The following is a 25,791-nucleotide window of genomic DNA, read 5'->3' as shown; positions in this document are numbered from 1 at the left end:
GCTGCACCTAAGGATGATTACTGGACGACACGAATGGACTCTGCTCTTGTCTTTGCTTGTCGCTTTCTTCATCATAGGGGTTATCTATTCTTTCGTGTTAGGTGATAAGCTCAGATATCCCGACGAAAGGCAGTACTGGAGGATTGCACGCAATTTAGTTTCTGAGCATTGTTTCTGTTTGGAAAGCCATAAGCCAACTGCTTACAGACCTCCGCTATATCCAATAGTACTAGCCTTGCCAGCTTATTTGTTCGGTCGGCCAGTAGCGGGCAGGATACTTAACTTCGGCTTCTTGTGCCTTACGCTTTACTACCTTTACAGGTTAGTCAAAAATGAGACGTCTCCTTTTTGGGCAATAGCGTCTGTTCTGGTCGCGATCGGTTATCCTTTGTTTTCGTATACAGCTGGAACGATATACCCTCAAACCCTTGCAATGCTCCTTTATATTTTGATAATATGGCTTACTTTCGCAAGGTCAAGCGTTAGCATGAAAAAGGCCTCTCTGATTGGTAGTCTCAGCGCTTTGCTAGTGCTTGCGGCTCCGCTTTTCCTGCCGACAGTTATTCTCTTTGGCGGGTGGATCGCATTCATCAAGAAATGGAAGATAAAAAAGCTCCTCTTTTTCTTTTTTGGTTTCGTCTTTTGCATTGGCATATGGTCAGCAAGAAATTGGGCCACGCTCGGGAGTCCTGTACCTTTTTCATCCAATGGTGGGCTGAACCTGTTGTTGGGAAATTCGGAGAATTTTGATCCGCTACTAGGTACGATGGTGGATATATCTAAATACATTAAAGAAGCCGAATTGAAAAATTTGGACGAAATTTCTCGGGACACATTTTATCGTGATAGTGCTATAGATTTTATTATGCAAAACAAACTTCTTACGATCAAAAACTACTTTTTAAAGTTTGCATATTACTTCCATTATAAAAATGAACTTGCCACATCTTCCGAAATGAGCACTTTGAAAACGAATATCATGTTATTCACTTATTGGCCATTGCTTCTCTTTTTTCTTGTACGTCTTGCTATGGCTTACCGAACGAAACTGAGTTTACTGGAATGGTTTCTCTTAGTCTCATACATTACAAGTGGAGCCTTTTCTGCTATCTTTTTTACCAGAATAAGATTCAGAATACCTTTTGATGCTTTATTGATCGCTGCTGTAGTAATAGGGGCAGCAAGGCTGATTGATGCTTGCCCAAAGGGATCCAACAACCTGCCTCGAAAAGTCTCAAATATTGAACATTAAGAAACTCAAGGGAGGGTACACATGTTCAAAATTATATCTGAGTATAAGCAAGGCGACAAAGAAAGCCGTTACAGATTAAGCATGCTGCTTGGTTTCGTCCTAGTAGTAGTATTAAGCGTTTTTTGCGCGAAGCAGAAGGGTAGAAATGCTCCCGCTGCTGACCTTTCTGATACTCCTCATACCGATGTTGCCGCTCCAGATGCATCAGGCCGCTTGGCCTCAACTGATCAAATGGAGGATAGCATAGTCGTACCCATAAATCTAAATTGGATCGAGGGGAAATTGCCCACCATATATTCCGCAAGTATTGATCTGAACGGCCATGGTTTTCCGCACGCATTTGCAGACCGACTTGTGATTGACACTTTCAATCAGGATTTTGCCTTAAATGATACATATCGATTGCATCTATACTTCCATCTGCTGGACACAGGAGTCCATAAAAAGGAAGATTACGTTGAATTGATGACGACAATAAAGAAAAGCGGAGGGAAGGTAATTCTCAACCTATTTGGCATGCCGGACAGAATTTCGAGTTGCACATCAAATTGCGATGAATGGGACATGGAAATAAAGAGGAACTCAATGCCCCCTACTAACTGGGGCGAATGGGAAAGCCTGGTTTACGAAACGATAAAGTACTATAGTATAGATAACAAATTTGATAATATTCTCTATGAAATATGGAATGAACCCGATTTAGGATATTGGCGAGGCACTGAACAGGAATATTTTCTGTTATATAAACATTCTCATTTGGCTGCAAAGAGAATACATGAGAAATATGGAATTTCTGTCAAGATCGGGGGACCCATTGTTTCGCGGTGGGATCATGATATAAATGGGAAATCGCTTCCTATTGATGGCACCGAATTAAAGGGGTGTTTAATCTATAGATTCATCAAGTTTTGTCATGACGAAAAAATCCCAATCGACTTTATCGCATGGCATCATTATGGATCAAATGTCAGCGTTGTCCAAAGATTTCAGGCCGGGCGATATACCAGGAAATGGTTGCAAGAATTCGGGTTCGATCGAAATACCCCACTGATTATGACAGAATGGAATTTGGCAATTGGAAAAAATGGAGTCGAATCTACAGTTGAAAGAGATGATGTGGTGGGCGCAAGCTATATTCCCGCTTTTTTACAGGAGATGGAAAATAGCGGACTGGATTCACATACCTTTTTTTGCATCCAGGACTACTTCTCCAAACCCTCAGAATTACATGGAAGTTTAGGAATATTGACACAATACGGCATAAAGAAACCAGCATATCATGTCTTTTCTTTACTTGAGCGGATGCAGGGAGGGGACCGGCTGAAAGTTGATATTCCGGAATATCCTCACATTGGCGCTCTCGCGGTACGCAATGGCCAAAGTTTCTTCATCATGGTGTGGAATCACCCCCCTGTCAATACGCAACTTGCGATGTTGGCATACTTGGAAGCTGAAAGAATTTCAGGGGAATATCTCCAATCCCAGAGGATTTCCCGCCAACAATTGATCGATTATATGAAGACAGGAGTGGAACCGAAGAGTTTGCGAGCAGCCGACGAACGAACTAGAAGTGTATTGGGAAATGCGAGCGTTTACTACAAGGCTCTGGAAAACAAGAAAACCGTTAAACAGCGAATCACGTTGAGTATTTCTGAACTGCTAAAGGAGAAAAACTACGAATTACGTCATTTTGTTATTGACGAAAATACCTGCAATGCATTCCAATACAAGGACACCATAAACAGAGAGATGATGGACCTTAAACTAAACTCTTTCCAGCGTTACCTTATTCAAAGAAACGTCCCACCAGATGGAGGAGAAAAAGCCATCCAAATGATCAAGAGAAAGGGATACTACAATCCGTCAGCGTGGGAACTGCCTGAAAAGGAAAAGAAGCGCTTGATGCAGTACTATTCCTCATATAAACAAACCTTCGATCCAGATGTATTCACCCAAGCTCAGGAAATCAATAGAAAGGCTGGTATCGTCCTGAAACCGACTCAAACCGTGACAATCGTAAAAGAAGACACCCTGACTCTCCCGGTTGAGCTAGAACCATATTCCGTTCACTTCATAGAAATAGGTGCGATCTAAATTATGGAACCCCAAGCTACCACCGGAAGTTTCAAATTACCTTTTGCGTGGGCTCACATATTCCTGGCATTTGCAGTGGGGCTGATGCTTTCTTTTTTGGTTTTCATTGACCCTCTTGTGTTCTCGCACCTTGATTTCTATTATGGTACCATTAACATATCAACAGTTATTCCATTTGAATTTGCGATCTTATTTTTAGTATGCCTCCTGCTTCTTTCCTGCTTGTCTTATTTCTTTTCTAGGAATTTCACGAATAATTTACTTCTTTTTCTGCTAGTTCTAACACCTTTCGTCACAGTAATCTCTGAGAATATAATAGAGATCGGATTCATCGTATTGGTTATTGCCTTTTTGGTTGTTTTTGCGAGAAGCTGTCTGGAAGGAAGGACTGAGTTCAGAGCCAGCCCCACGTTTTTATTCATCATTGGCCTCGCCGTCTTCTGGCTCAATTCTTTGATGGCACCTTGCCTAGGTGTTGGGGAAAAAATCAAAGGCCTCTTAACGGTGGCTCTCCATGTATGCTCTCGGTTAGGATTCTTTTCATTTATTGTGCTTTTTGTAAACGACTTCAATCAGGTGAGAAGGTTCCTGGACTATATGTTCATTTTTGGATTGATTTCGGGAGTGATAGGATTATTTCAGCTTGCATATTTTTTTATAACTGGATCGGAGATAACCTTTTCGACGGGAGTATTTGTCTGGCTGGAGACTCCTTTCGGATTGCTGCCCCGATCGACGGCTCTAATGATTTCGCCGAACGAACTTGGCGTCGTTACAGCCATTTCAACAGTTATTTTGTTAGGCTACCTTTTATGGGAGAAAGATTTGGGGGTCAAAAGGAAGTGCATGTATTGGCTTTGCATCATCATTCTCCTAGTCTCGCAGGGTCCACCCCTTAGTCGATCAGCTTTGATGGCTCTGGCGGTTGTCGTCTGCCTGATTAGTTTTCTGTACAAACCGTCCAAAGGAATACATGTTTTGCTGTTGTATCTCCTGATAGCAATTGCTGCCACATTGGTCGGACTGACCTCGTATATGGTCGAGAACTTTTTGGAATTGAATACCAGCTCGGCGGATTTTCGGATATATACATCGCAGATCGCTTTTCGGGCGATAAGGCATTTCCCTTTGACCGGAATCGGCTTGGGAAATTTCTCAGATTATAATAATGTATTCAATCTCATCGTCCATAACACGTTCTTGCAACCGGCTGCAGATTTCGGCCTACTGGGTGCTCTAATCTTCTGGTGTTTTTTATTTTTTATCGTGATACGGATAGGGCTATTGGCTATTCCCGCCCCAACTCCGCCTCATGGTTGCACTTACAGAATATTGTTCCTGGTCTGCTTAATATATCTGGTCGCCGCTCCATTTCAACCATTTATGTTTTTGAAACACCTTTGGTTGGTTCTTGCCGTGACTGAGGCAAGTATCCTGTTGAACAGGGAAACAGAAAAGGATTACCTAAATGACTAAATCAGATTATTCGGCAGTGGAGAAAGAATCTCTTCATTTTGGTTATATGCCTATAAAAGAGAAGGAGCCTCAACTTTTTGACTACCTTTCCATTATTTACAGAAGGAGAGGAATGATTTACGTGGTCACCATCTCCTGCATTATAGCCACCGCCGTCCTCAGCTATACGCTGCCTAAAACTTACCAGGCGACAATCTCAGCCTTTTTTACATCGCAAAATACTTCCGTCGATTTGACAGCTGGCTCGAACGGAAATTTGCCGCCTCTGCCGACTGGTCAAGAATCAGTACAGAAGGGAATTCTGGGCATACTGAAGAGTGGTACCGTTGCCGAAATAGTCGAAAGGAAGGTGGGCAAGAGAAGCCTGCGACACATCAAGTGGAATACGGACTTTGACATCAACTCGGAAAATCTGATCGAGATCGACGTGAGGGACCGGGATCCTGAAGTCGCAGCGCTTATCGCAAATGTATTTGTCGAGGCCGCCAATGAATTTTATTCGGGGATTGCGACAAATCCATTTGGTGGAATGCGCGATTATCTGGAACACGATATCGAAGAGTACACAATCAAGCTTCGCGACGCAGAAGACGGGCTCCAGCAATTCCACTCGAAGAACAATATCGCCTCACTGCAGGAGGAATTGACCATCCTGATAAATCAAAAAGCCGGCATCGAGGCGACCATCAATGATACGCTTGTCCTCATCCAGCAGAACGACAAGGAGAGAGAGAGTCTTGAAGTGCAGATGGAGCAGGAGGGCCTCCTCGTTCTGAACTCGGACATCTTGTCTTATGACAGCTTCCTGCAAACCCAGAAAGAGGATCTGGCTCGACTCGAGGGCGAGATCGCGTCCGAAAAATATCGGCTTAAGCCGGACCACCCCCGCATGATATCGCTTGAGGAGCGGCGGGTGAGCATTGAGCAGGCGATCAGCAGCCGTATCAACCAGATCATGAACAGCACAATCAAGCCGGCGGACATGCACTACGAAACTCTCCGGAAGAATTTAACGGCGAACCTGATTCAAGCGACGACACTTGCCGCAAAGCGGGACACGCTTGCACGAGTCAGGGACAGTCTCAGCGGACGGATCAATGGCTACCTCCAACTGCAGGCAGAATACGACAAGCTGCAACTGGAGATAACGACGCTGAGGGATTTCCTTCAGAACCTGAAGCAGAACCTGAACAACGCCACAGTCGAAGAACGTCATAAGACCCCCTACTTTGTTACAGTTGATGCTGCCGCACCCCCAAGTACACCAGTCTTCCCGATTTTGTGGTTGAACCTGCTGGTTGCGTGGGTCTTTGGTCTTGCGGGCGGGATATTCTTGGCATTGTTCCTCAATTATATTGACCGGGTGCGCGAAAGGAAAAATGTGATATAAGGAAAGAATGGGAAATGACCGCGTACAAAAATGTGCTTGATATGACTTATCGGATTCTAAGAAAGTCATTATCTCCAAAAGTATACGTTCTATTGCAGAAGGTTTTTGGCAGACGCAAATATTACTATTCTCCTTTTTTATATATGCAAATAGTTAACCGTTACCTGAAAGCGGGCCCAATCGACTGCAAAGTGATTCTTGAAGTTGGGCCGGGCAATGATATTACAACAGCCATTTTAATGATATTAGAGGGAGCAAGGGAAGTTTTTCTAGCCGATGAAGTTAATGAATTGACTACACATCGAAGAGAATTTCCTAATAGACTTCAATATATCGAATCTATTTCTCAGAGTTATAAAGAAAGCTGTGAAGGCAAACTTTCAATCACCGAAATATCTTCCCGGATACACATGATTCCCCACCACGTGAGTTGTGAGTTTCTATACCAGTTGAACATTCCGAAAGTGGACTGTCTTTTTTCAAACCATGTGTTAGAGCATGTGGAAGATTTGGACGACGTTTTCTCTGCATTCAAAACTTTGGTAAAACCGGGAGGAATAATGTTTCATTCCGTAGATCTGTCGGATCATGCTTATCATGTATTCACGAGATATCCGCGGCTACGAATTCTCAATGAAAACAACGTGCTCTCCCACCTGAAATATTCCGACGGAACTTTCAAAATGTTGAATGACAAGAAGCTTCCTATGAATCGCGTCCTTCTACCCCAATATATTGACCTCTGCACGAGTCACGGCTTCGCCATACGCGACATATGGTATTGTCAACCGAAAAAACATTATCACGTACACCCGGATATACTTGGAAAAACTAAGCAAGAATTTCATGATTCTTTCATGTCACAGATAAACTATTTTGAGATATCGGCTAAGCGTGAAGAAGACGTGGCCTCCTCACAGATGGGGTGGAATCTAACAAAGCTTGGTGACTGCTAGACTCGAAAAGGCGGAACTTTTTTGATCATATTGATCGTTCGCTTATATGAGTAGCCGGATAAACGTGATCGAGTTTGCTCTACTATTTTTCTCTGTGCTTTTTGATGGAAAAATTTAAAGGGATAAGTACTCTTATGGAAAGAGAACTCGTACAGTCAGAAAAGCTGATCATAGCGAAAGAAGTTGAAAAACAAATTTTCACGCGAATTCAGGGGAGAATGATACAAGACTCTTCTTTGCCCGCTCCACCCAAATTGGCATTATACAAGTTAGGCAGAGTGTTAAGATTGTTGGCCGCCATTTCTGTTGGGGTCCTTATGGCTTTTTCCAGCATTTATCTAATAGTGCTCATTTTGATTTACATTTTCTGAGGGACCACTTATGCGATTTTCGAAAAAGAAACAAGACGCGATTGAATCTTATAGGCAGAAAATCACTCCGGTTCTCGAGGAAACGCTTGAGCGAAAACTTGAGGAAATGAAGAGGGAGGACAAGTTTCCCTATAACGGCGAATGGCTTACCATTGAAGAAATCCGGGAAAAGCAGGCGCTGGCGCGCAAATTGGACCGCGCCCTAGTCGTTGACCTCATGTTGCTCTATCTCACCATTGCCTTTAGCTTCTTGGGTTTGTTCTGGATTCTCAAGAATTTTTTCCTGCCGGGTACTTAAACCACTGGGACACCTTTGCCAAGAAGAATAACTGATGAAAGCGCTTATTATTGGCCTTGACGGCGCCACGTGGGACGTGATGTCGCCACTGATCGAAGCGGGCCGCATGCCGAATCTGGCCGCACTGGCCAAACGAGGAACCTCCGCGATTCTCGATTCCGTGATTCCGCCAAACAGTCCGGCCGCCTGGTCCTCTTTTCTGACGGGGAAAAACCCGGGAAAGCATGGGGTTTTTCATTTCACGAAACCGGCACCCGATTCGATGAAGCAGGTGCCGTGCTCATTCCGCGATATTCGGAGCGAAACGTTCCCATCGCTCCTCTCGAAAGCCGGGCTAACCGTGGGTATGGTCAACATTCCGATGACTTATCCGCCGCCAAAAATCAATGGATTCGTCATTCCCGGCATTCCCGTGGCCGCGAATGATGAGAAATACTGTCATCCGCCTGAATTGGGCGAGGAGATCGCGAGCAGGTTCAGTGGTTACCGGGTGGATCGCGATTTCAGCGACATCATTTCTTGGGAGAACGATCCAAAGACAGTGGTGGAGCAATTCAGAGCCCTGTTCGAGGACATGGTCTCGATCGAGGAAAAGCGGGTTGCTGTGTCTGTGGCCCTTCAAAAAGAGAAACAACCCGATGTCTTCGTTGTCGTTCTGACCCTGTTGGACAGGTTGCAGCATTATTTCTGGCACCTCGGCGATCCTGCCCACCCTCATTATTCAGAAAAGAGCGCAAAAGCGCTGGGAAATTTGATTCAGGAAGCCTATCGCCTGGTTGACACCATGGTTGGCCGGCTGCTTGAAACAGTTGAAGCGGAAACGCCGGTCATTATTGTGTCCGACCACGGTTTCGGACCATACCATGGGGACTTTTATCTCAATAGGTGGCTTATGGACCACCACTATATGACCGTGCGGCGGGTTCCGCGGCTGGTCCTGAAGAAAACTCAATTGGTTAGAATTCTCGAGCGATTGAAGCTGCGGTTCTTGAATGGATTGCTCCCCAGGAAGGTGCTGCAGATCCCTCTCACGTTTCCGCTGGTGAAAGCAAGGAACGACACAGGGGACATCATTTGGTCCAGGACCAGGGCCTATACCACTCTGTTCGGGCTGAGGATAAATGTGAAAGGCAGGGAACCATTCGGTATTGTGGAGCACGGGCGGGATTACGAGGAACTGCTTTCAGAGATATCCCGAAAACTGAGCCAACTCAGTGATAGAGTGGGCCCGATCGAAATTGCAGATCAAAGAACCCTGTATTCGGGTCCGTATTCCACCTTTGGGCCGGACCTGTATTTGAGCATCGCGGGGATCACCTATGTTCCCAACGAGAGGCTCGATAAGAGAAAATGGTTCGATACGAGGCATTCTCCGCCGCTCAGCGGAATGCACCGCATTGAAGGAGTTTTTCTCGCCGCCGGTCCGAACTTTGCCAGGCGGCGGGAGATTCCAGCCGCAAACATTCAGGACATTGCGCCAACGCTCCTTTACCTTCTCGGGTTTCCGGTTCCGAAGGAAATGGACGGCCGGGTGCTGGTGGAGATTTTTCAGGATGGATACGTTGAGGCGCACCCCATCGCCTATGACGAATCAACTGCCGAGGCCTTCGGGGGGCACGGGGAAGACGCGTACGGCGCCGAGGATGAGGAGCGCATCATAGACTCGTTGCGCGGGCTTGGATACGTAGATTGAACCGATTGAAGCGGCTGAGAAGCGGAGAGCCGTTTTCAGGTCGAAACAGGCTCCTCCTTCAACCCCCCGCTGTTTTCGCCGTCAGTTGTTCTCTGGTTATTCCGAGCCGGTCCAAGACATAGTCCACTGTTTCTTTCCGGAAGGTGCCTTCTTCCACCTCGAGGTCGCCCTGGTCGAATTCTTTGGCCCAGATGGAGCGATCGACTTTACCCTGTCTCACCAGGCGAGCCAACTCATAGACGAACACGGTCCATCCCTGGCGCTTGTAATCCGAATAATACATGACCGGCACGAGATGGCAATTAGTGTCCAGCGGGTGGGCTTTTCCATCTGCAAGCAGCCCCAACTCTATGGCTTTTTTCTTGTTCTCATCGGGATTGTATCCCCAGACCTTATAGGGAGCGACGACCATGGGCCACTTCCGGATCGCAAACCGGAACTGGGAGGTGGGCAATTCCCACGCCAGCGCCCTAGTCAGCCAGTTCGGCATGATCTTTCTCACCTGGTCGCAATAGATTTCTTTCAGATACGCGCGTTCATCTGCATTGAGAACATTATCGAACAGGTCCCGCGGCATGAATTGAGTTGCAAATGCATAGTACCGGCTCCGGGGGATTCGGAAATTGGGGTCATCCTGTTCTCGCGAGTATCCGAAAGCCACCACGGGGATGTTGAACTTCGATGCCACACTTTTTGCGATATTTCCATAGAAGGAAGCGCAGATCGGGCAGAGCTTCAGAATGACGCTGCCGGACGTTCGTGTCAGCATGTAAATGTAGACCTTCCGCAACAGATCGAAGCTGGGGCGCGCCATGTAGTGATCAACCTTGAGAGTGTCCAAAGTCTGCCTGATGTTCTTCAGCGCCGCCGGCGGCAGGAAGCCGTTATCAAAAGAATAAGCCAGCACCCTGAGCCCGTATTCTTCCTTTAGCCGGTAAATCAGATAAGCACTGTCTTTTCCGCCGCTCAAACCGACAAGCACGTCGTAAGCGCCTCTGCCCTTATACCTTGTGAGAATCGAATCGAGCTGTCTTTGCTGCTGTTCCCTGGTTACCGGGTCGGGCTCATAGACTTCAGGCCGAAACTCGCGGCATTCATTGCACACGCCGTCCTCATCCAGATTCACGTCCGGAATCGCATCGGTCAGCAGACATCTACGGCATCTTGCCATTGGCTCCCTCTTCGTTAGAAAGTTCGACTGTAGTTGAATGCGTTAATTGAAGCACAGCAGCCTTTGATTTGTCAAGGATATCCATTTCCTTATCCCGCGGGAACGGGCGCCCGAATCAGAGGCTCTTTGAGGAATTCTCTGTCCATCAGGGCATCCTCGAGTTTGCGGCCCAATTCGGCCTCCGGCCTGACATGGAGGAGATCAATAAATTGTTCGGATTTCACCTCATTGGATAAATCGATAAAGGGCAACCCGCTTTGCTGCATGTTTTCCAGAAGCTCGTGCTGCCGGGTGACGAGATGGTTCACCTGTCGCGCGAAGGCGCTGTTCTCGGGAAGCGATTTCAATGGCAAAATAGGATGAAGAACGAAGATGATATTCGGATGAAGCTGTTGCAGCCTTCTCAGCGGAGCAAGGTCCACTCGCTCGCACGCAGCGAGTCCTCCGATCAACTGGATCGTTCTATCCGCCCACAGATCTTTCAGGCTCTCCCTTCCCGCTGCATACTGCAGAAGCCGGTACTCCTCATGATAGCTGCCTGGCTTTTCCTCGACTCGATCAAAGAGGCGCGCCCGGTAGAGAAGGCTCATTTTGCATAGATACAGGCGCCGCAGCGGCGGTCGTATGACATATTCGCGCGTTGGAGAGTTTGCATAAAAGAGGTCCAGAAGGGTGAAGACATAAAGGACCGTATCCGCAGGCGGGCATTTTTTGATAATGTGCATATGTTCCCGCGGAACCGTTGAGATCAGCCCGAGATTGATATAGGAGGTGTCGAGGGCTTCAGCGTAGGAGCTCCCCAGAATGACGTAGCGCCGGCCGGGCGAAGGCGAACTGGCGTACCCCTCCAACGTCCGGTCGAATTCGAGGAGACGCCTGTCCGGCATGTAGGGAAATGCTGAGGCTGTAAGCAGGTTGCTGGCTTTAATGGCCGAAAACATGATGACCCCGAAGAAAAGGCAATAAGAACATATGATCCTGGTAAGCCTCGATTTCATGTTTCTCTTCGAGAAGCCTCCTTGCTCCGGGAACGGCTGATAGTCTACTTTCTCCGGTTACCTGCTCCTCACTGAATGCGCCCCGGGCCTGGAATCGAAGTTGGGGGAACTCCCCCATCGCGGCAGCCGCTCATGCACAGGCTCACGGATACAGCGGGCACAGAAAGGTGAAAGCAAGCGCACTCTTATTATATTTCAGGAGCAGGAGGATTTCCATACAACCCACCGCCTCGGGCGGAACGTGTGAATGCCGGGTGGTTGCGCATGAGGTATTTCATTTCCCTCGCCTTCCCCCGGCGGCCACAAAGCCGTTTCACTTCTGAGTACAGTTGCTGTATAATAAGGTGCAGCAAGCGGATAAATTTTTCTCCGCTTGCTGTAGTTATTCAGAGACGAGGACGGAATGAAATCGATACTGGTCATATCGCAGGAAGCCGAAACCATCGGGCAAGTCCAATCCTGTTTTCGCGCCGGCTATAAAGTCGCGAGCGCGGCAGACAAGGCGGCCGCTTTCGAGCTGCTTCGGAAAAAGCGACACGACTTTATTCTGATCGATATCGAGATCCTTCGGGATTCCACAACCGGCGAAGGTTACAAGGCGGCGCTCCAGCCGTTTTGGCACCTGTATCCGACTGTCGAGATCGTGGTCATGACGCGACCGGAAATGATCCGGGAAGCCGTGATGGCGGTCAAGGCGGGCGCGAGCAACTACCTTACGTATCCGCTTAATCCGGACGAAGTGAAATATGTAATCGAGAGCATCTACGAGATGGTCATCATGCAGTCCGAACTCGATTACCTGCGCGACAAGTTCTGGCATACGGACGATCTCGACGTCATCAAGACGCGAAACGCGTTGATGAAAAAAGTCTTCGAGAAAATCCGGTCGGTCGCGCCGACAAAAAGCACGGTTCTCCTGATCGGGGAAACCGGCACCGGCAAGAGCCTGCTCGCCGAACTGATCCACGAGCACAGCAATCGCAGGGGTAATAAATTCATCAGCGTTCACTGCGGCGCCATTCCGGATACGCTGCTGGAGAGCGAATTGTTCGGACATGAAAAAGGCGCCTTCACGGGAGCGATCCGGCGCAGGCTTGGCCGGTTCGAGATCGCTAAAGGAGGAACGATTTTTCTCGATGAGATCGGCACCGTAACGCCATCCGCTCAAATCAAGCTCCTGCAGATACTGCAGGATGGTACGTTCCAACGAGTGGGCGGCGAGGAATCAATCGAGGCGAACGTCCGCATCATCGCCGCAACCAACACCGATCTCAAGAAGATGTGCGATTCCGGCCAGTTCAGAAGCGACCTGTACTACCGCCTGAACGTGTTCCCGATCGAGATACCGCCGCTGAACGAGCGCATCGAGGACATCCCCTTGCTGGTCGAGGGTTTCCTCAAGAAGCTCAACAAGTTCTACACGAAACAGATTTACGACGTCCATCCGTATGTGATGGAAGCGTTCGAAAAATATTCCTGGCCGGGAAACATCCGCGAACTCGAGAACCTTCTCGAACGCGCCTACATTCTCGAGTCCTCGTCCATGCTCACTCCCGAGAGTTTCCCAAGCGAGCTCTTCGTTTCCGAATCACCGCGCTCATGGGTAAGTCTGGACACCTCGATCAGCATCAGCGAGGCCCGCCGCCGCGGAATCGAGCAGGTGGAGGTGACATATCTCAACGGGCTGCTGTCGGCTCACAAAGGAAAAATAGAACAAAGCGCACGGGCGGCGGGTATAACGTCGCGCCAATTGCACAAGTTGATGAAGAAATACGGGCTTCGCAAAGAAGACTTCAAGGAGAGCCCGGTTCGGCGATTCGGCTCCCGGTCATAGAGGCACTCCCTCCGATTCAGGAATTCCCAGTTCTGATATTATCACAAATAGGAACATCTTGTTCCGGTATGATGTTTTTTCTTGACATTTCTGTCTATCTGGGCCCGACAAGGCTTTTCTGCATGAGCGCGGGCGAAAAAAGAGGAACTTCCGATTCCGAAAGCGTACGTTGCTGATCTCTGCTTAACCCTTTGAAGAATAAGACGTTATCGTTATGGCATGGTTATTGCTCCTAATATACCGATAATTTGTATATCGATGTTTGAGCTAGTGAAAGTGAGAAGGTCCAATTACGGAAGCCAGACTCGCAAAAATATCGGGCGTGGTTATTCCCGTGGAGTGGGATTCCAAAGGGAAGGTTCTTGCCGCCGCCGTTGCCACTGGCGATGAGAATGAGTATCGGATCGACGGTCGGGAAAAGGGCGGGAAGCTGCTGCAGTTGATTCATCAGAATGTACATGTCAGCGGTGAGGTGAGAGAGGAGGAAGGCAAAAAAGTCATCTGGGTCAAACAGTACCGCTTGCAAAAGAAGCATCGGAGTGGAAGCATTTAGGAAGAAGGTTATGGCAACTTTCATGTTGGAGGACAACAGGGTAAATGAAAAAGGACTTCATTAGTATTGAAGAAGTCGAACCTCCGGGTACCATGCCCGGTCTCGGGCAGTCGGAGGACAAAAGGTGGGGTGTCTGTGCGACAGGATCTGAAACATTCAAGAGGAAAAGAGCCGGTGGAGACGCCCGCCGTATACCAGTCGCTGAGCAAAACCTCAGGGTCCTGGTTTTTCGAAAACGTTTTTTCCCGCAAGCCACCGAGGCAGATTGGTCGAATTGGCGCTGGCAACTGCGCAATCGAATCAAGACCCTCGAGCGGCTGGAGCATCTTGTCAAACTTACCGACGATGAGCGAGAAGGCATTTCCCTCCACTCTGGTTCTTTGCCGGTAGCCATCACCCCTCATTACGCCACGCTTCTGGACGAAAACGATCCCTCTCAACCGATACGCCGAAGCGTTATTCCCGTGGCGGCGGAGCATCTCGCGGCCCCCGGCGAGTCGGCGGACCCTCTGGGTGAAGATGAGGACAGTCCCGTGCATGGGCTGGTGCATCGATATCCGGACCGGGCCTTGTTCATTGTGACTGAATTTTGCTCGACGTACTGCCGCTACTGCACGCGCTCTCGGATGGTTGGGAAGAAGGCTTCGCCCTGCAAGTTCGAAAATTGGGAGAAGGCGCTGTCGTATATAGAAGCAACGCCGGCCATTCGCGACGTTCTGCTTTCGGGGGGAGATCCGCTCACCCTCACGAACGACAAGCTGGAGATGCTTTTGTCGCGGCTGCGGCGCATCCCGCACGTGGAGCTGATCCGCATTGGCACAAAGGCGCCCGTCGTGCTGCCGCAGCGCATTACGCCGGCTCTGACTTCGATGCTCAAGCGGTATCATCCCCTGTGGATGAGCATCCATTTCACTCATCCGGACGAGTTGACACCGGAAACCGTCCGCGCGTGCGAGCGCCTGGCCGATGCAGGTATCCCGCTGGGCAGCCAGACCGTTCTGCTGGCCGGCATCAACGACACCGTCGAGACGATGAAGAGCCTGTTACAGGGGCTGCTTCGGGCTCGCGTGCGGCCATATTACCTTTACCAGTGCGACCCGATCCTGGGCTCCTCGCATTTCCGGACGCCGGTATCAAAGGGGCTCGAGATCATTCAGGGTCTGCGCGGTCATACGACCGGCTACGCCGTGCCGTCGTATGTTATCGATGCGCCGGGCGGAGGCGGAAAGGTGCCGCTGCTGCCGGAGAACGTGGTTGGCCGGGAAGACGGCTATCTGCTCTTGAGAAATTACGAAGGCAACGTCTATCGATATCCGGATAGCCCCGGAGTCGGGACGGATGTCGACGCGGAACAAGGGGCGCCCTGCAGATGAGAATGGGGCTGACCTATGATTTACGGCAGGAGTACCTGGAGAAGGGGTACGGCGAGGAAGAGACGGCCGAGTTCGACCGTCTCGATACGATCGAGGCTCTGGAGCGGGCGCTGGCCGAGCTGGGCCACGAGACCGAGCGAATCGGGAATATCGAGAGCCTCACCCGGCGACTCGCCGCTGGCGGGCGCTGGGACATGGTTTTCAACATTGCCGAAGGGATGCGCGGGTTCGGGCGGGAAGCACAGGTTCCCGCCCTTCTCGACGCATACGATATCCCTTATGTCTTTTCGGACCCGCTGGTGCTCTCGTTGACTTTGCATAAGGGAATGACGAAGCATGTCGTTCGCGACCTCGGGATTCCGACGGCGGATTTTGCCGTGGTCGAAAGCGAAGAAGACATCGAGGGGATAACCCTTCCGTTCCCTCTTTTTGCCAAACCAGTGGCGGAAGGCACGGGAAAGGGCATTAGCGCCGCCTCAAAGATTGTGGACCGCGATCAGTTGCGCCGGGTCTGTCTGTCGATCGCGAGGCAATTCAGGCAGCCGGTCCTTGTGGAGACGTATCTTCCCGGCAGAGAGCTCACCGTAGGCATAACCGGCACCGGTAAGGCGGCGACGGCAGTTGGCGTCGTCGAGGTGGTCCTTCGCGAAGGGTCCGAGGCGGACGCTTATTCCTATTCGAACAAGCAAGAATGGGAGCGGTTCGTTGAATATCCTCTGGTCACGGGAAGGATTGCGGAGGAGTCGGCGGAGATTGCACTGGCGGCCTGGCGTGGCCTTGGCTGTCGCGACGGCGGCCGTATCGATATTCGCATGGACAGCAAGGGAATCCCCAATTTCATGGAGGTTAATCCGTTGGCCGGCCTCAACCCGGACCATTCCGACCTGTGTTTTATCGCCTATCGGGTTGGGATGACCTATCGCGATTTGATTGCGCAGATACTGACATCGGCGATAAAGAGATACAGCGTGGAGCAAGTAGCACATGAAGGTCGCTATCCTATACAATGAGCCCGCCCTCACGGGCCGCGAATTTTCGGAAGCCTCCATTGACGTCCTGACGCAGGTGGAGGCCGTGGAACGGGCCCTCGCCGAACTGGAATATGAATCCACGCGAATCGCTTTCACGAAAGACGTAGGAGCGGTCGTCCAAAAGCTCGCCGAAGAAAAGCCCCATCTGGTGATGAACCTCTGCGAGAGTGTGGACGAAGATCCTCTGTTAATCGGTCATCCTGCGGCCGTGTTGGAGTTGCTCGATATCCCTTTTTCAGGCTCGCCCACCGCGGCGCTCATGCTGAGTACCGACAAGCTGGTGTCGAAGCGCCTGCTTTCATCCTGCGGATTCAAGACCCCGAGGTTTGAAGCCTACGAGGGGAATGAAGTCCCGGCGCTTGAGAAGCTGAATTTCCCGGTGATCGTTAAACCCAGATTCGAGGACGCCAGCGTAGGAATCGATCAGGAATCGGTGTTTCGGGAAGCAAACAAGCTGCGCGCGGGCCTGCGTGACTTGTTCCAGCGGTATGGCTGCCTCCTGATTGAAGAGTACATCGCGGGACGGGAATTCAATATTTCCCTTTTCGGGTTTCCGGTGCCGGAGACGTTGCCAATAGCCGAAATAGACTTTGATGGCTTTCCCCCGGATTTATTTCGGATCGTCGGCTATCGCGCGAAATGGGACGTCTCGTCTTTTGAATATCAGCATTCGCGGCGAACTTTCCCGCGCCTCCCGCGCCCGCTCGCCCGCAAGCTGGAGGAGACGGCTCTGGAATGTTTCAGTCTATTCGGACTCAGGGACTACGGCCGGGTTGATGTACGCGTCGATGATCGAGGCAGAGTGTTCGTGTTGGAGGTGAACGCGAATCCGTGCATCAGTCCGGATGCGGGATTCGCGGCGGCGGGGAACCAGAATGACCTGCACTATGTGGAGATGATCGATGAGCTTCTTCAATTCGTGCAGAAAAGAATGGGATGAGACCGTCTGATGATTACCATTCGGCCGCTCAAAGGAGAGGACAAGGATCAGATCGTACGGATCTTGCGGGAGAGACGTGTATTCCCCGAACACGAGATGAAGGTTGCGATCGAGGTGCTCGACGATGCGCTTCGCTTTCCAGAGCGAGGGGATTACCAGACTTTTTGCGCGGTCGGAGAACAGGGTGACCTTGCGGGATACATATGCTTTGGATTGATCCCGATCACCGACGCCGCCTACGACCTTTACTGGATTGCGGTCAGCACTCACTATGGGAGACAAGGTGTCGGCGGCGCCCTCGTGAAGCATATGGAGCACCTCGCCCGCTCGCAGGGAGCCCGGCAAATCTATATTGAGACTTCTTCGTTGCCGGCTTTCGAGCAAGCCCGAACGTTTTACAAGAAAAATCAGTATGAACTGGTTTCGATTCTGACAGATTTTTACAAAGCAGGCGACCACAAGTTGATTTTCATGAAAAACCTGGAGCCAAAACATCCCTATCCGGCGAGGAAATCGGTTTTGATGCCCGCCTTACCAAGAACGAAAGACGATGTTTCGCATTCGAAGAATCCATGATGACGGCGTGCTCATCGACAGGCACGCGATCACGCAGGTCCAGGACATCCTTCGGACGCGATTTCGAGCATTGCCTGAAGAGCAAGTGGAGAGCCTTCCCGAAAAACTGCGCGATCCTTCCCGCCTCTTCCGCCCGATCCTGTTCGTTGCCGACGACATGCGCGCACAGGTGAAGGGCTTTGCGCTGATGTATCATGCCTCCGATCTGGACTTCATGTTTCTGGATTTCATTTCGGCGGCTCCCCTGCGTGCGGGAGGCGGAATAGGAGGCGCTCTCTATGAAAGGGCAAGGGAGGAAGCTCTTGCGCTTGATGCGGCAGGCATTTTCTTTGAATGCCTGCCGGACGACCCGATGCTGTGCCGGATACCGGAGATTCTAAAGGATAACGCGGCTCGTCTCCGTTTTTATGAGCGTTACGGGGCTCGCCCGATAGTGAACACGGCGTATGAGACGCCTGTTCGACCGGACCTGCAGTGCCCTCCCTACCTCGTATATGACGATCTCGGCCGAGGGATTCCACTCGGTCGCGATTATGCTCGCGCCGCGGTTCGTGCAATCCTGGAAAGAAAGTATCGTTATCTGTGCACCCCCGATTACGTGGACCTGGTTGTCGAGTCGTTCAAGGACGATCCCGTCATGCTTCGCGAGCCGAAATATTCGAAGCGAAGACCCTCTCCTCCGAAAGAGATACGGCTGCGCGGAAAGAAGGTCGCGCTGGTGATAAATGAGAAACATGACATCCATCACGTGCGCGAGCGGGGTTACGTTGAAGCTCCGGTGCGAATTCGTTCGATCCTCCGCGAGATTTTTTCCTTGGACGTCTTTGAACGGCTCGAGCCGCGCCACTTCTCCGAAAAATATATCAAGTCGGTCCACGACAACAGATTCGTGGACTATTTGCGCAGAATCTGTTTGAGCATGGAAAGCAACAGGTCGATCTATCCATACGTTTTTCCGATCAGGAACGTGGCGCGCCCTCCCAAAGAGCTCGCGATACGCGCCGGATATTATTGCATCGACACGTTCACGCCATTGAACCGCAATGCTTTTCTCGCTGCAGAACGGGCGGTCGACTGCGCGCTCACGGCGGCTGAGGCGCTGCTGAGCGGCTACAACCTCGCCTATGCGCTGGTGCGCCCGCCGGGCCATCACGCGGAGCGGCGTTCCTTCGGCGGATTCTGCTACTTCAATTCGGCCGCCATCGCGGCTGCTTTCCTCAGCGCGTACGGGAAGGTCGCCGTTTTGGATATCGATTACCATCACGGCAACGGGACGCAGGACATCTTTTACGAGCGGCCGGATGTTCTCACCATTTCCATTCATGGCCATCCTCAGTTCGCGTTCCCCTATTTCAGCGGATTTGAGGATGAGCGGGGGGGCGGCGCCGGCGAAGGTTTTAACGTGAACTTCCCGCTTCCCGAGCACGTGGAAGGAGAACAGTATCGAGAAGTTCTCACGCGGGCACTGAGGCGGGTGGCGAAATTCAACCCGCGTTATGTTGTGATTGCATTCGGGCTTGACACGGCCAAGCACGATCCGACGGGGACATGGAGTTTAATCGCTCGCGATTTCGAGCTCAATGGCCGGATGATCGCGCAGTTGGAGTGTCCTATTCTCATTGTCCAGGAGGGGGGATATCGAACCAGGTCTCTCGGCGTCAACGCCCGGCATTTCTTTGCGGGGTTGACGGCGGGAGCATCGGTATAGCCGACAGTATCTGTAAAGTACGCCTCATATTTCATCAGTTTGTCATCCTTATTGGTTCCTGCCCTGCGCAGGAATTTTTTATATCTGAAGTCGTTATTGGGAGAGGATTCATATGGAAGTTGTAGCAAAGGCTGCCCCCGTCACGGAAACGGATACCGATTTGAGGAATTCGGTTTATGAGGGGGTATTCGCGAACATGTATGCAACCCTCACCGGCGGGGTTTTTCTTACGGGTTTTGCGCTCCATCTGGGAATGGATGAATTCATGATCGGCATCCTGGCGTCAATGCCGTTCCTGGTGACGATCTTTCAGTGGCCGACGTCGCACCTGATCGAGACAACCGGCAAGCGGAAGGTCTTCTGGTGCTGGGGGGCGGCGCTGGCGCGCCTCATGTGGGCGCCGATTCTGATCACGGCGCTTCTGCCCGTGCATCCGGCCTCCTTGAAGTTCAGTCTTATCCTCGGTCTTATTTTTCTTTCCCATAGCTGCAATTCCGTGAGCGGAGTCTCCTGGCTGTCGCTGATGTCGGATATGGTTCCCGGTTCGATGAGAGGCCGCTTCTTCGGGAACAGGAACATGTTGTGCGGGGCGGCGGGAATGGCAATGATGCTCGGCTATGGCAAGCTGCTTGACGTATTGAAGGATGCCTCGCCGGACGGGCTATCTCTCGGGTTCAGCGTCGTATTCATCTCAGCGATAATATTCGGCATCATCAGCATGCGGTTCCTTCTCAAAGTGTCAGAGCCGGTAATGGTGCGGCCGATGCGCACGCGTCCTTTCCTGGCGAATCTGGCGCTGCCGTTCCGCGAGCGCAACTTCAGAAAATTCCTGTTGTTCGCGCTCGTATGGGGGTTTTCGGTGCATTTCGCCGCGCCTTTCTTTACGGTGTTCTTCCTGCAGGACCTGCAGTTCAGCTATGGATTCGTGGCGGCATTGGGCACCATATCGGGTTTTGCAGACCTGCTGGGAATGCGCTTCTGGGGGAGAATGTCGGACACGGTCAAGAACAAGGCCGTTATCCGTTTCTCGAGTTCAGTCGCTATCTGCATCCCCTTCATCTGGATATTCGTGCGGCCCGGCTCGCTCGCCTTGCCGGTTATGATCAGCATCATAAGCGGGCTCTTTTGGGCCGGCATAAACCTGTGCATGAGCAACTTGCTGCTTGGAATTTCTCCGAAGGAGAACCGCTCGCTTTACTTCTCCACGTACAGCATAATCGGCGGGCTCGGCGCCGCGACCGGTCCTATCGTGGCGGGATCGATACTCAAGCACGCTGCCTTGCCTCACTTGAACCTCCTTTCCTTCGAGATCGTTCCGCTTCATTTCATCTTTCTCGCCTCCACTTTGATGCGCCTGCTGGGTTTTCAGTTATTCAGGCACATATCCGAGCCTGAAGAAGCGCAAGTCGGACAGTTGATCCGGGTCCTGAGGAGCGTTCGAGGGATAAACATTGCGAGCGGGTTCAATTATCTGCTGCACCCGTTCACGGAGATCGCCCGCAAAAGCTTGAGGTAGGCTGAAGCGGCGAAAACAGCCTGCGAGCGAAGGCTCGCTCCGATACTTTCAGCCCTGTAAGATCTGATCCTCGATCGATCAGAGACGATACCGGGATGTTTCTGAATTTTTCCCCGCCACAATAACTCCGCGGTCTTTCAGGCGCAGTGCGCGTTCGTAGAGTTCGAGATAATGAGCTGCCGCGGTATCCCAGGAAAAGTCGGCGCTCATTCCGTTTTTCATGATTCGGCGCCAGTGCGTCTTTTGTCCACTGAAGCATGAAATCGCGCGATCGACTGCATGGAGAAACTGCTCCGGAACGGGGTCGAAGAAAGTAAACCCGTTTCCGCTGCCGGTCGCGGGATCATATTCTTTCACCGTGTCATCCAGTCCGCCGATCATACGCACAACCGGAACGGTGCCGTATCTGAGGCTGAACATCTGGCTGAGGCCGCACGGCTCATAGAGGGAAGGCATAAGGAAGATATCCGCACCCGCTTCCACCTGGTGCACGAGCGCCTGATCAAAGCAGTATGTATCGCCGATGACCGCGCAGCACTTATGGGCATAATCACGAGAGAGGCGCCTGAATGTTTCTTCTTGAGCGGGATTGCCGGAGCCGAGTATGACGAATTGGACATCGGCGGCCCCGAGATACCCGCTGATCGCTTCGACGAGGTGGGTCCCTTTCTGCTCGGTCAATCGCATGACGGCGGCAAGGAGCGGGATATCGTCTCGATCGGGAAGAGCAAGACGCTTTTGAAGCGCGCGCTTGCATTCGCGCTTGCCCTCGGGATTATTCACGTCATAATTTCGCACAAGGAAGGGATCAGAGGCCGGGTTCCACTCGTTCAGGTCGATTCCATTCAAGATGCCGACCATGCTGTCAGAGCGCCGTCGAAAAACATCTTCGAGTCCGTTCCCGCCCGGCCAGCTCTTCAATTCTTCGCAATAGCGGGGGCTGACCGTTGTAATCACATCGGAAAACAGCAATCCCCCCTTGAGCAGATTGATCCCGTCGCCATGCCGGAGGCCTGCCTGAGAATTAAAGAGCCTGCTTGGCAATCCCGTCTGCTTGAATTTCTCAGGCGGGAATTTCCCCTGGTACCCGGCATTATGGACGGTGAATGCGCTTGCCACCGGTCTCTTTCCGGCAAAGAAAAATGTCTTGGTTCGAAGAAAGACCGGTATCAGTGCGGTATGCCAATCATGGCAGTGAATGATGTCCGGGCGTACGTCGAAGCGGTGACACAGCTCGAGCACTGCGCGCGAAAAGAAGATGAACCGTTCCGCATTATCTGAATAGTCCGATCCGTTTTCCTGGTACGGGTGCGGCCTGTCGTAAAACCGCGGGTTATCAATGAAGAAATAATGGATCTCTCGCTTGCATTCCCACACGTTGGCCCATTCGACGACTCCGTTGATCGGCACTTCTGCGCCAAGACCGGTCGGCACAATATCGTGGAGTTCGGTATTAATACAGTTGTACTTGGGCAAAACAACGGATATATCCGCTTTTCCGGAACGATGGAGGGCCTGAGGAAGCGAGCCAATGACGTCGGCCAGCCCGCCGGTCTTCACGAAAGGAACCGCTTCCGACGCCGCGAACAGCACCCTCATTCGCGATTTCTCCTTGGCTTTCTTGCGGGATTGGTTTTTTTGGGCGGTCGTCACCGGCGAGTTGAGGGCGAAAGGAGGTGCTGCCTCAGGTTCTTCCTGTACGATTATAAAGAGGGGCGGTTGCTCCCAATCCCTTGTTGCTTTTATTGTTTTTTGCCTTATTACTGGCCACTCATTTGATTTTGTTTGTCGTTATTTTCTTTTTTTCCACCTTTTTTTCAGTCTTGGCGGCGGCCCTGGGTCTCCGTCTCCTGTCGAGTCCCAGATCGAATACCCGATTGGCAGTTCTCCAGCAGACATCTTCAGCCTGCTCGGACGAGAGTGAACGAGCTGCCTGAACGCGCCAAAAATATTTTTCTTCCGGAAAGATTCGGTCGCTCCCGAACATCAAGCGGCTGCTGTCGATGTGCTGCAGGAGATACTGCAGGGTATGCGGCTGACGGGAGCCTTCGGCTTCGTTCAGCTGGAGCGCTTCCACTTCCAGGTAGATGTTCGGCCACAATTTCATCAGAAGGGGAAGGTTCTGGAACATGCCGCCTCCTCCATGAAGACAGACAATGCTCAGCTTCGGAAACAAAGAGGAGAGTTTCCCGAAATAGAGCGGATTGCTGAGATTCTCCATGTTGGGGTCGCCTCCGATGTGGAACTGGATCGGCAGGCTGCGTTGTTCGCAGAAACGGTATAGCGGGGCGAATTCCTTCTGGAGCGGATGCTGGCCGAGATATGGAAACATCGTCTTCACGCATTTGACCAGATGGGGATACGCGTCGACCGTCCTGCGGAGTGCGCGAAATCCGCTCTTCGGGTTTCTTGAATCGTAGAGATAGCCAATGAAGATCCGCTGTGGCCGGGTTTTGTGATATTCATTAAAGATGTCAAGAGCGCACGATGTTATGGCGATTGAGGAATCGACATCCGCCTTATCCATGTCGCCCAGCAGGCTCTCGATCGCCTGTCTCGTTTGCTCGGGCGGGCAATGGTCAAAGATAGCGGAGAGGCCCATCCGCTGGAACTCCTGTCGGATGTCAAATGAAACGACGTGCACGTGAGCATCTATAAACATCATTGGGCTGCCTTTCGATGTACAGGTTGCTTATGTTTCTATCGCTCACCCGCCTTGTACGTAACATAGCCTTCGTAGATTTCGTCACTGTCATTCAGCGGCCACATTTCCGGACTTCGGTAAGCATGGACCACGTGCCACCCCTGAATAATGCGGGAGCCGCACGGAGCCCACAGCCGGGTCTTAAAGACGCGCGGCAACGACATCGGCTGAAGCATTGACCATTTTCCTTTAGCCCACCACAAGAGGTCCTGACAATCATACACCTTGATTGATCTGAACGCGTTGTCGTTTCCGTACCACTCGATAAAGCGCGGGTCTTCGGTCGGAGTATAGGCGAGAGTATCCATGTCATCGATGGCCCAATGGGCGCATACGGCAAGGATTGATCCCGTCCAATCCAGATATTCGACTTCCCACGAGACGATCTCTTCAGTGAAGGTCTGACTGTAGAAGGTGGATCCGTTCTGCTTGATCTCGAAGTAGTGGTGGAGCAGAAAAGTGGCGTCGTGCAGTCCGAACTCGCCATTGGAGAGTCCCGGCGGGATTTTAATGATCTTCTCGCGCATGCCGGGCGGCAAGGCCCTCACAACTCTGGTTTCCCCTCTCCCCTCATGAGGAGAAACCCTTCCCTTTCCTTCGACCCGTTCTGCGTAAGTGTTCAGACTGCGAACCTGCCCGTACCGCTCCCAATCGGGGGCAGATCCTCGCGGGCTCCAGACGTAATGGAGCCGGACATCATCAATGCCGGGTACCGGATCGTTCCAGTTCTTTTTCAAGTACCAAAACATCTCTTGATGCTCCTTTCCTCCATGCCCGGGGACTGCGCCGTCGCCTTGATCCAAAGCATTCAAGGATCGCGCACATGGAGTCACTCCTTATTAATATAAATTTGTCTCGAGGTGGAACGGAGACATGACGAAACAAGTTGAAACACCGCTGCTCCATCTTATACAACCGCCGCTGTAACGCCTCCATTAAAGTTGATTTTTTGTAGAATTATGTACCCCCAAATCCGAATTGGCAAGGTGTCGTGAGGCGGATCGAAGAGGACGATCCGCATCGAGTACGCGGAGAGCGACGTCGGGGCGTTCGCTCCACCCACGACGATATGACCACCTTCGAAGGCTTTATAGAGGATCTCGTGCGCGGCGTCGCGAGAGTTCGGAGCGGCCACCCGACGGGCGAGCGCGGCATTGTCCCGGATCATCGGTCCGAGGTTGAGCTTCGAGAACCGTCGCGCCTTGAGGTCGGTGGGTTGGATGATGAGGATCGGCGACGGATCGTAGTCGATGTAATAGCCGAGGATGTTCTCCAGGATCGTCGTCTTCCCCACGCGGCCGGCGGTCATGAACGTGACCTCCTCCACGCCGGGCTCGACGATGGCGTCCATCATCTCGACCTGGTAGGGGGCCCGGTCAACGTGGTACTTTCCCCACTCGGGAGCGGTTTCGCGGCTGAGAAACCGGTTGCGTTCGGCCCACTGACTTGGCGTGAGCTTCGGAGGCGGGGCGAACAGCTTCCACGCGCGTGGGATCACCTCCAGCGTCAGATGCCGCAGGGCCTCGGAGGAGCTCCGGAATGCGCGAGAGTTCGGTGAGGAGTTCACGACCGGCCTGCTCCAAGACGGCTTCGACCTCCGACAACGTCGTGAGGCCCAGGAGCTGTGGCGCCAGGCGCTTGTAGTCCGAGAGGATCCGCGTGCGCGTTGCCTCGAGCGGACCCCGAATGATCCGCTGGACGTCCGGGGCAACGAGTGTCTCCTTGCGCAGTCGTGCCAACTCGAGCTCTTTGAGATCGGCCTGGGCCTTTGCGAGTCGGCCCTTCGATTGCAGCGCATCCTCTCCTCCGGCACGCAACTCGGCGATCTGTCGCTTGAGGTCGTCGATATACCAATGG

22 protein-coding genes are annotated in these 25,791 nt (G+C 51.7%); 16 read left to right on the top strand and 6 right to left on the bottom strand.

Annotation, left to right across the window (positions count from 1 at the left end; translation table 11 throughout):
* Positions 1 to 13: 13 nt before the first annotated feature.
* The 8 genes from C4520_02415 (at position 14) to C4520_02380 (ending at position 9,530) form a co-directional block, all read left to right on the top strand.
* Positions 14 to 1,252, top strand: a complete 1,239-nt coding sequence (locus tag C4520_02415) for a hypothetical protein (protein ID RJP25476.1) — start codon at positions 14 to 16, stop codon at positions 1,250 to 1,252.
* A gap of 21 nt (positions 1,253 to 1,273) precedes the next feature.
* Complete coding sequence (locus C4520_02410; GenBank protein RJP25475.1) at positions 1,274 to 3,346, top strand: hypothetical protein; 2,073 nt, start codon at positions 1,274 to 1,276, stop codon at positions 3,344 to 3,346.
* A 3-nt stretch (positions 3,347 to 3,349) separates the two neighbouring features.
* On the top strand, positions 3,350 to 4,822 hold the full coding sequence (locus tag C4520_02405; protein ID RJP25474.1) for an O-antigen ligase domain-containing protein: 1,473 nt from the start codon (positions 3,350 to 3,352) through the stop codon (positions 4,820 to 4,822).
* Positions 4,815 to 6,212 (top strand): hypothetical protein, encoded by a 1,398-nt coding sequence (locus C4520_02400; protein ID RJP25473.1) that lies wholly within the window; start codon positions 4,815 to 4,817, stop codon positions 6,210 to 6,212. The genes C4520_02405 and C4520_02400 overlap by 8 nt, the downstream gene beginning before the upstream one ends.
* Positions 6,213 to 6,226: 14 nt before the next feature.
* Complete coding sequence (locus C4520_02395; protein RJP25472.1) at positions 6,227 to 7,168, top strand: methyltransferase domain-containing protein; 942 nt, start codon at positions 6,227 to 6,229, stop codon at positions 7,166 to 7,168.
* 134 nt (positions 7,169 to 7,302) lie between these two features.
* Positions 7,303 to 7,539 carry a hypothetical protein gene (locus C4520_02390; GenBank protein RJP25471.1) on the top strand — a complete coding sequence of 79 codons (237 nt, stop codon included), beginning with the start codon at positions 7,303 to 7,305 and terminating at the stop codon, positions 7,537 to 7,539.
* A gap of 10 nt (positions 7,540 to 7,549) precedes the next feature.
* The gene (locus C4520_02385) at positions 7,550 to 7,837 is read left to right on the top strand and encodes a hypothetical protein (protein RJP25470.1); all 288 of its coding nucleotides are present in this window, start codon (positions 7,550 to 7,552) and stop codon (positions 7,835 to 7,837) included.
* 34 nt (positions 7,838 to 7,871) lie between these two features.
* Positions 7,872 to 9,530 carry a hypothetical protein gene (locus C4520_02380; protein ID RJP25469.1) on the top strand — a complete coding sequence of 553 codons (1,659 nt, stop codon included), beginning with the start codon at positions 7,872 to 7,874 and terminating at the stop codon, positions 9,528 to 9,530.
* Between the two features lie 58 nt (positions 9,531 to 9,588).
* Here the strand turns inward: C4520_02380 and C4520_02375 are convergent, their stop codons facing one another.
* Complete coding sequence (locus C4520_02375; protein RJP25468.1) at positions 9,589 to 10,701, bottom strand: hypothetical protein; 1,113 nt, start codon at positions 10,699 to 10,701, stop codon at positions 9,589 to 9,591.
* An 89-nt stretch (positions 10,702 to 10,790) separates the two neighbouring features.
* Positions 10,791 to 11,699: a hypothetical protein gene (locus C4520_02370; GenBank protein RJP25467.1), complete on the bottom strand. Its 909-nt coding sequence runs from the start codon at positions 11,697 to 11,699 to the stop codon at positions 10,791 to 10,793.
* Positions 11,700 to 12,102: 403 nt separating this feature from the next.
* Between C4520_02370 and C4520_02365 the strand changes: the two genes are divergently transcribed.
* The 8 genes from C4520_02365 (at position 12,103) to C4520_02330 (ending at position 21,230) form a co-directional block, all read left to right on the top strand.
* A complete protein-coding gene (locus tag C4520_02365; GenBank protein RJP25466.1) occupies positions 12,103 to 13,533 on the top strand; it encodes a sigma-54-dependent Fis family transcriptional regulator in 1,431 nt (476 codons plus the stop codon).
* A 322-nt stretch (positions 13,534 to 13,855) separates the two neighbouring features.
* Positions 13,856 to 14,086 (top strand): hypothetical protein, encoded by a 231-nt coding sequence (locus tag C4520_02360; protein RJP25465.1) that lies wholly within the window; start codon positions 13,856 to 13,858, stop codon positions 14,084 to 14,086.
* A gap of 92 nt (positions 14,087 to 14,178) precedes the next feature.
* Positions 14,179 to 15,459 (top strand): KamA family radical SAM protein, encoded by a 1,281-nt coding sequence (locus C4520_02355; GenBank protein RJP25464.1) that lies wholly within the window; start codon positions 14,179 to 14,181, stop codon positions 15,457 to 15,459.
* Complete coding sequence (locus tag C4520_02350; GenBank protein RJP25463.1) at positions 15,456 to 16,469, top strand: D-alanine--D-alanine ligase; 1,014 nt, start codon at positions 15,456 to 15,458, stop codon at positions 16,467 to 16,469. Before C4520_02355 ends, C4520_02350 begins: the two co-directional genes overlap by 4 nt.
* Entirely contained in the window at positions 16,444 to 17,430 is a 987-nt protein-coding gene (locus C4520_02345) for a D-alanine--D-alanine ligase (protein ID RJP25462.1), read from the top strand. Before C4520_02350 ends, C4520_02345 begins: the two co-directional genes overlap by 26 nt.
* A gap of 9 nt (positions 17,431 to 17,439) precedes the next feature.
* On the top strand, positions 17,440 to 18,006 hold the full coding sequence (locus C4520_02340; protein ID RJP25461.1) for a GNAT family N-acetyltransferase: 567 nt from the start codon (positions 17,440 to 17,442) through the stop codon (positions 18,004 to 18,006).
* Entirely contained in the window at positions 17,981 to 19,714 is a 1,734-nt protein-coding gene (locus C4520_02335) for a histone deacetylase family protein (protein RJP25460.1), read from the top strand. The genes C4520_02340 and C4520_02335 overlap by 26 nt, the downstream gene beginning before the upstream one ends.
* 112 nt (positions 19,715 to 19,826) lie before the next feature.
* Positions 19,827 to 21,230 carry an MFS transporter gene (locus C4520_02330; protein ID RJP25459.1) on the top strand — a complete coding sequence of 468 codons (1,404 nt, stop codon included), beginning with the start codon at positions 19,827 to 19,829 and terminating at the stop codon, positions 21,228 to 21,230.
* Positions 21,231 to 21,308: 78 nt separating this feature from the next.
* On the opposite strand, the gene C4520_02325 is transcribed toward C4520_02330, so the two are convergent.
* The 4 genes from C4520_02325 to C4520_02310 all read right to left on the bottom strand — a co-directional run bounded on the left by C4520_02325 (position 21,309) and on the right by C4520_02310 (position 25,732).
* The gene (locus C4520_02325; protein RJP25458.1) at positions 21,309 to 22,829 is read right to left on the bottom strand and encodes a glycogen synthase; all 1,521 of its coding nucleotides are present in this window, start codon (positions 22,827 to 22,829) and stop codon (positions 21,309 to 21,311) included.
* A gap of 172 nt (positions 22,830 to 23,001) precedes the next feature.
* Positions 23,002 to 23,895, bottom strand: coding sequence for a hypothetical protein (locus C4520_02320; protein RJP25457.1), 894 nt, complete (start codon positions 23,893 to 23,895; stop codon positions 23,002 to 23,004).
* Positions 23,896 to 23,930: 35 nt separating this feature from the next.
* Positions 23,931 to 24,683, bottom strand: coding sequence for a hypothetical protein (locus C4520_02315; protein ID RJP25456.1), 753 nt, complete (start codon positions 24,681 to 24,683; stop codon positions 23,931 to 23,933).
* Between the two features lie 158 nt (positions 24,684 to 24,841).
* A complete protein-coding gene (locus C4520_02310; GenBank protein ID RJP25455.1) occupies positions 24,842 to 25,732 on the bottom strand; it encodes a hypothetical protein in 891 nt (296 codons plus the stop codon).
* Positions 25,733 to 25,791 lie beyond the last annotated feature (59 nt).

The organism is Candidatus Abyssobacteria bacterium SURF_5, from assembly GCA_003598085.1.
Classification (GTDB): Bacteria; Abyssobacteria; SURF-5; order SURF-5; family SURF-5; genus SURF-5.
The sequence above is the reverse complement of the archived record's forward strand: the minus strand, read 5'-3'. Positions and strand labels throughout refer to the sequence as shown.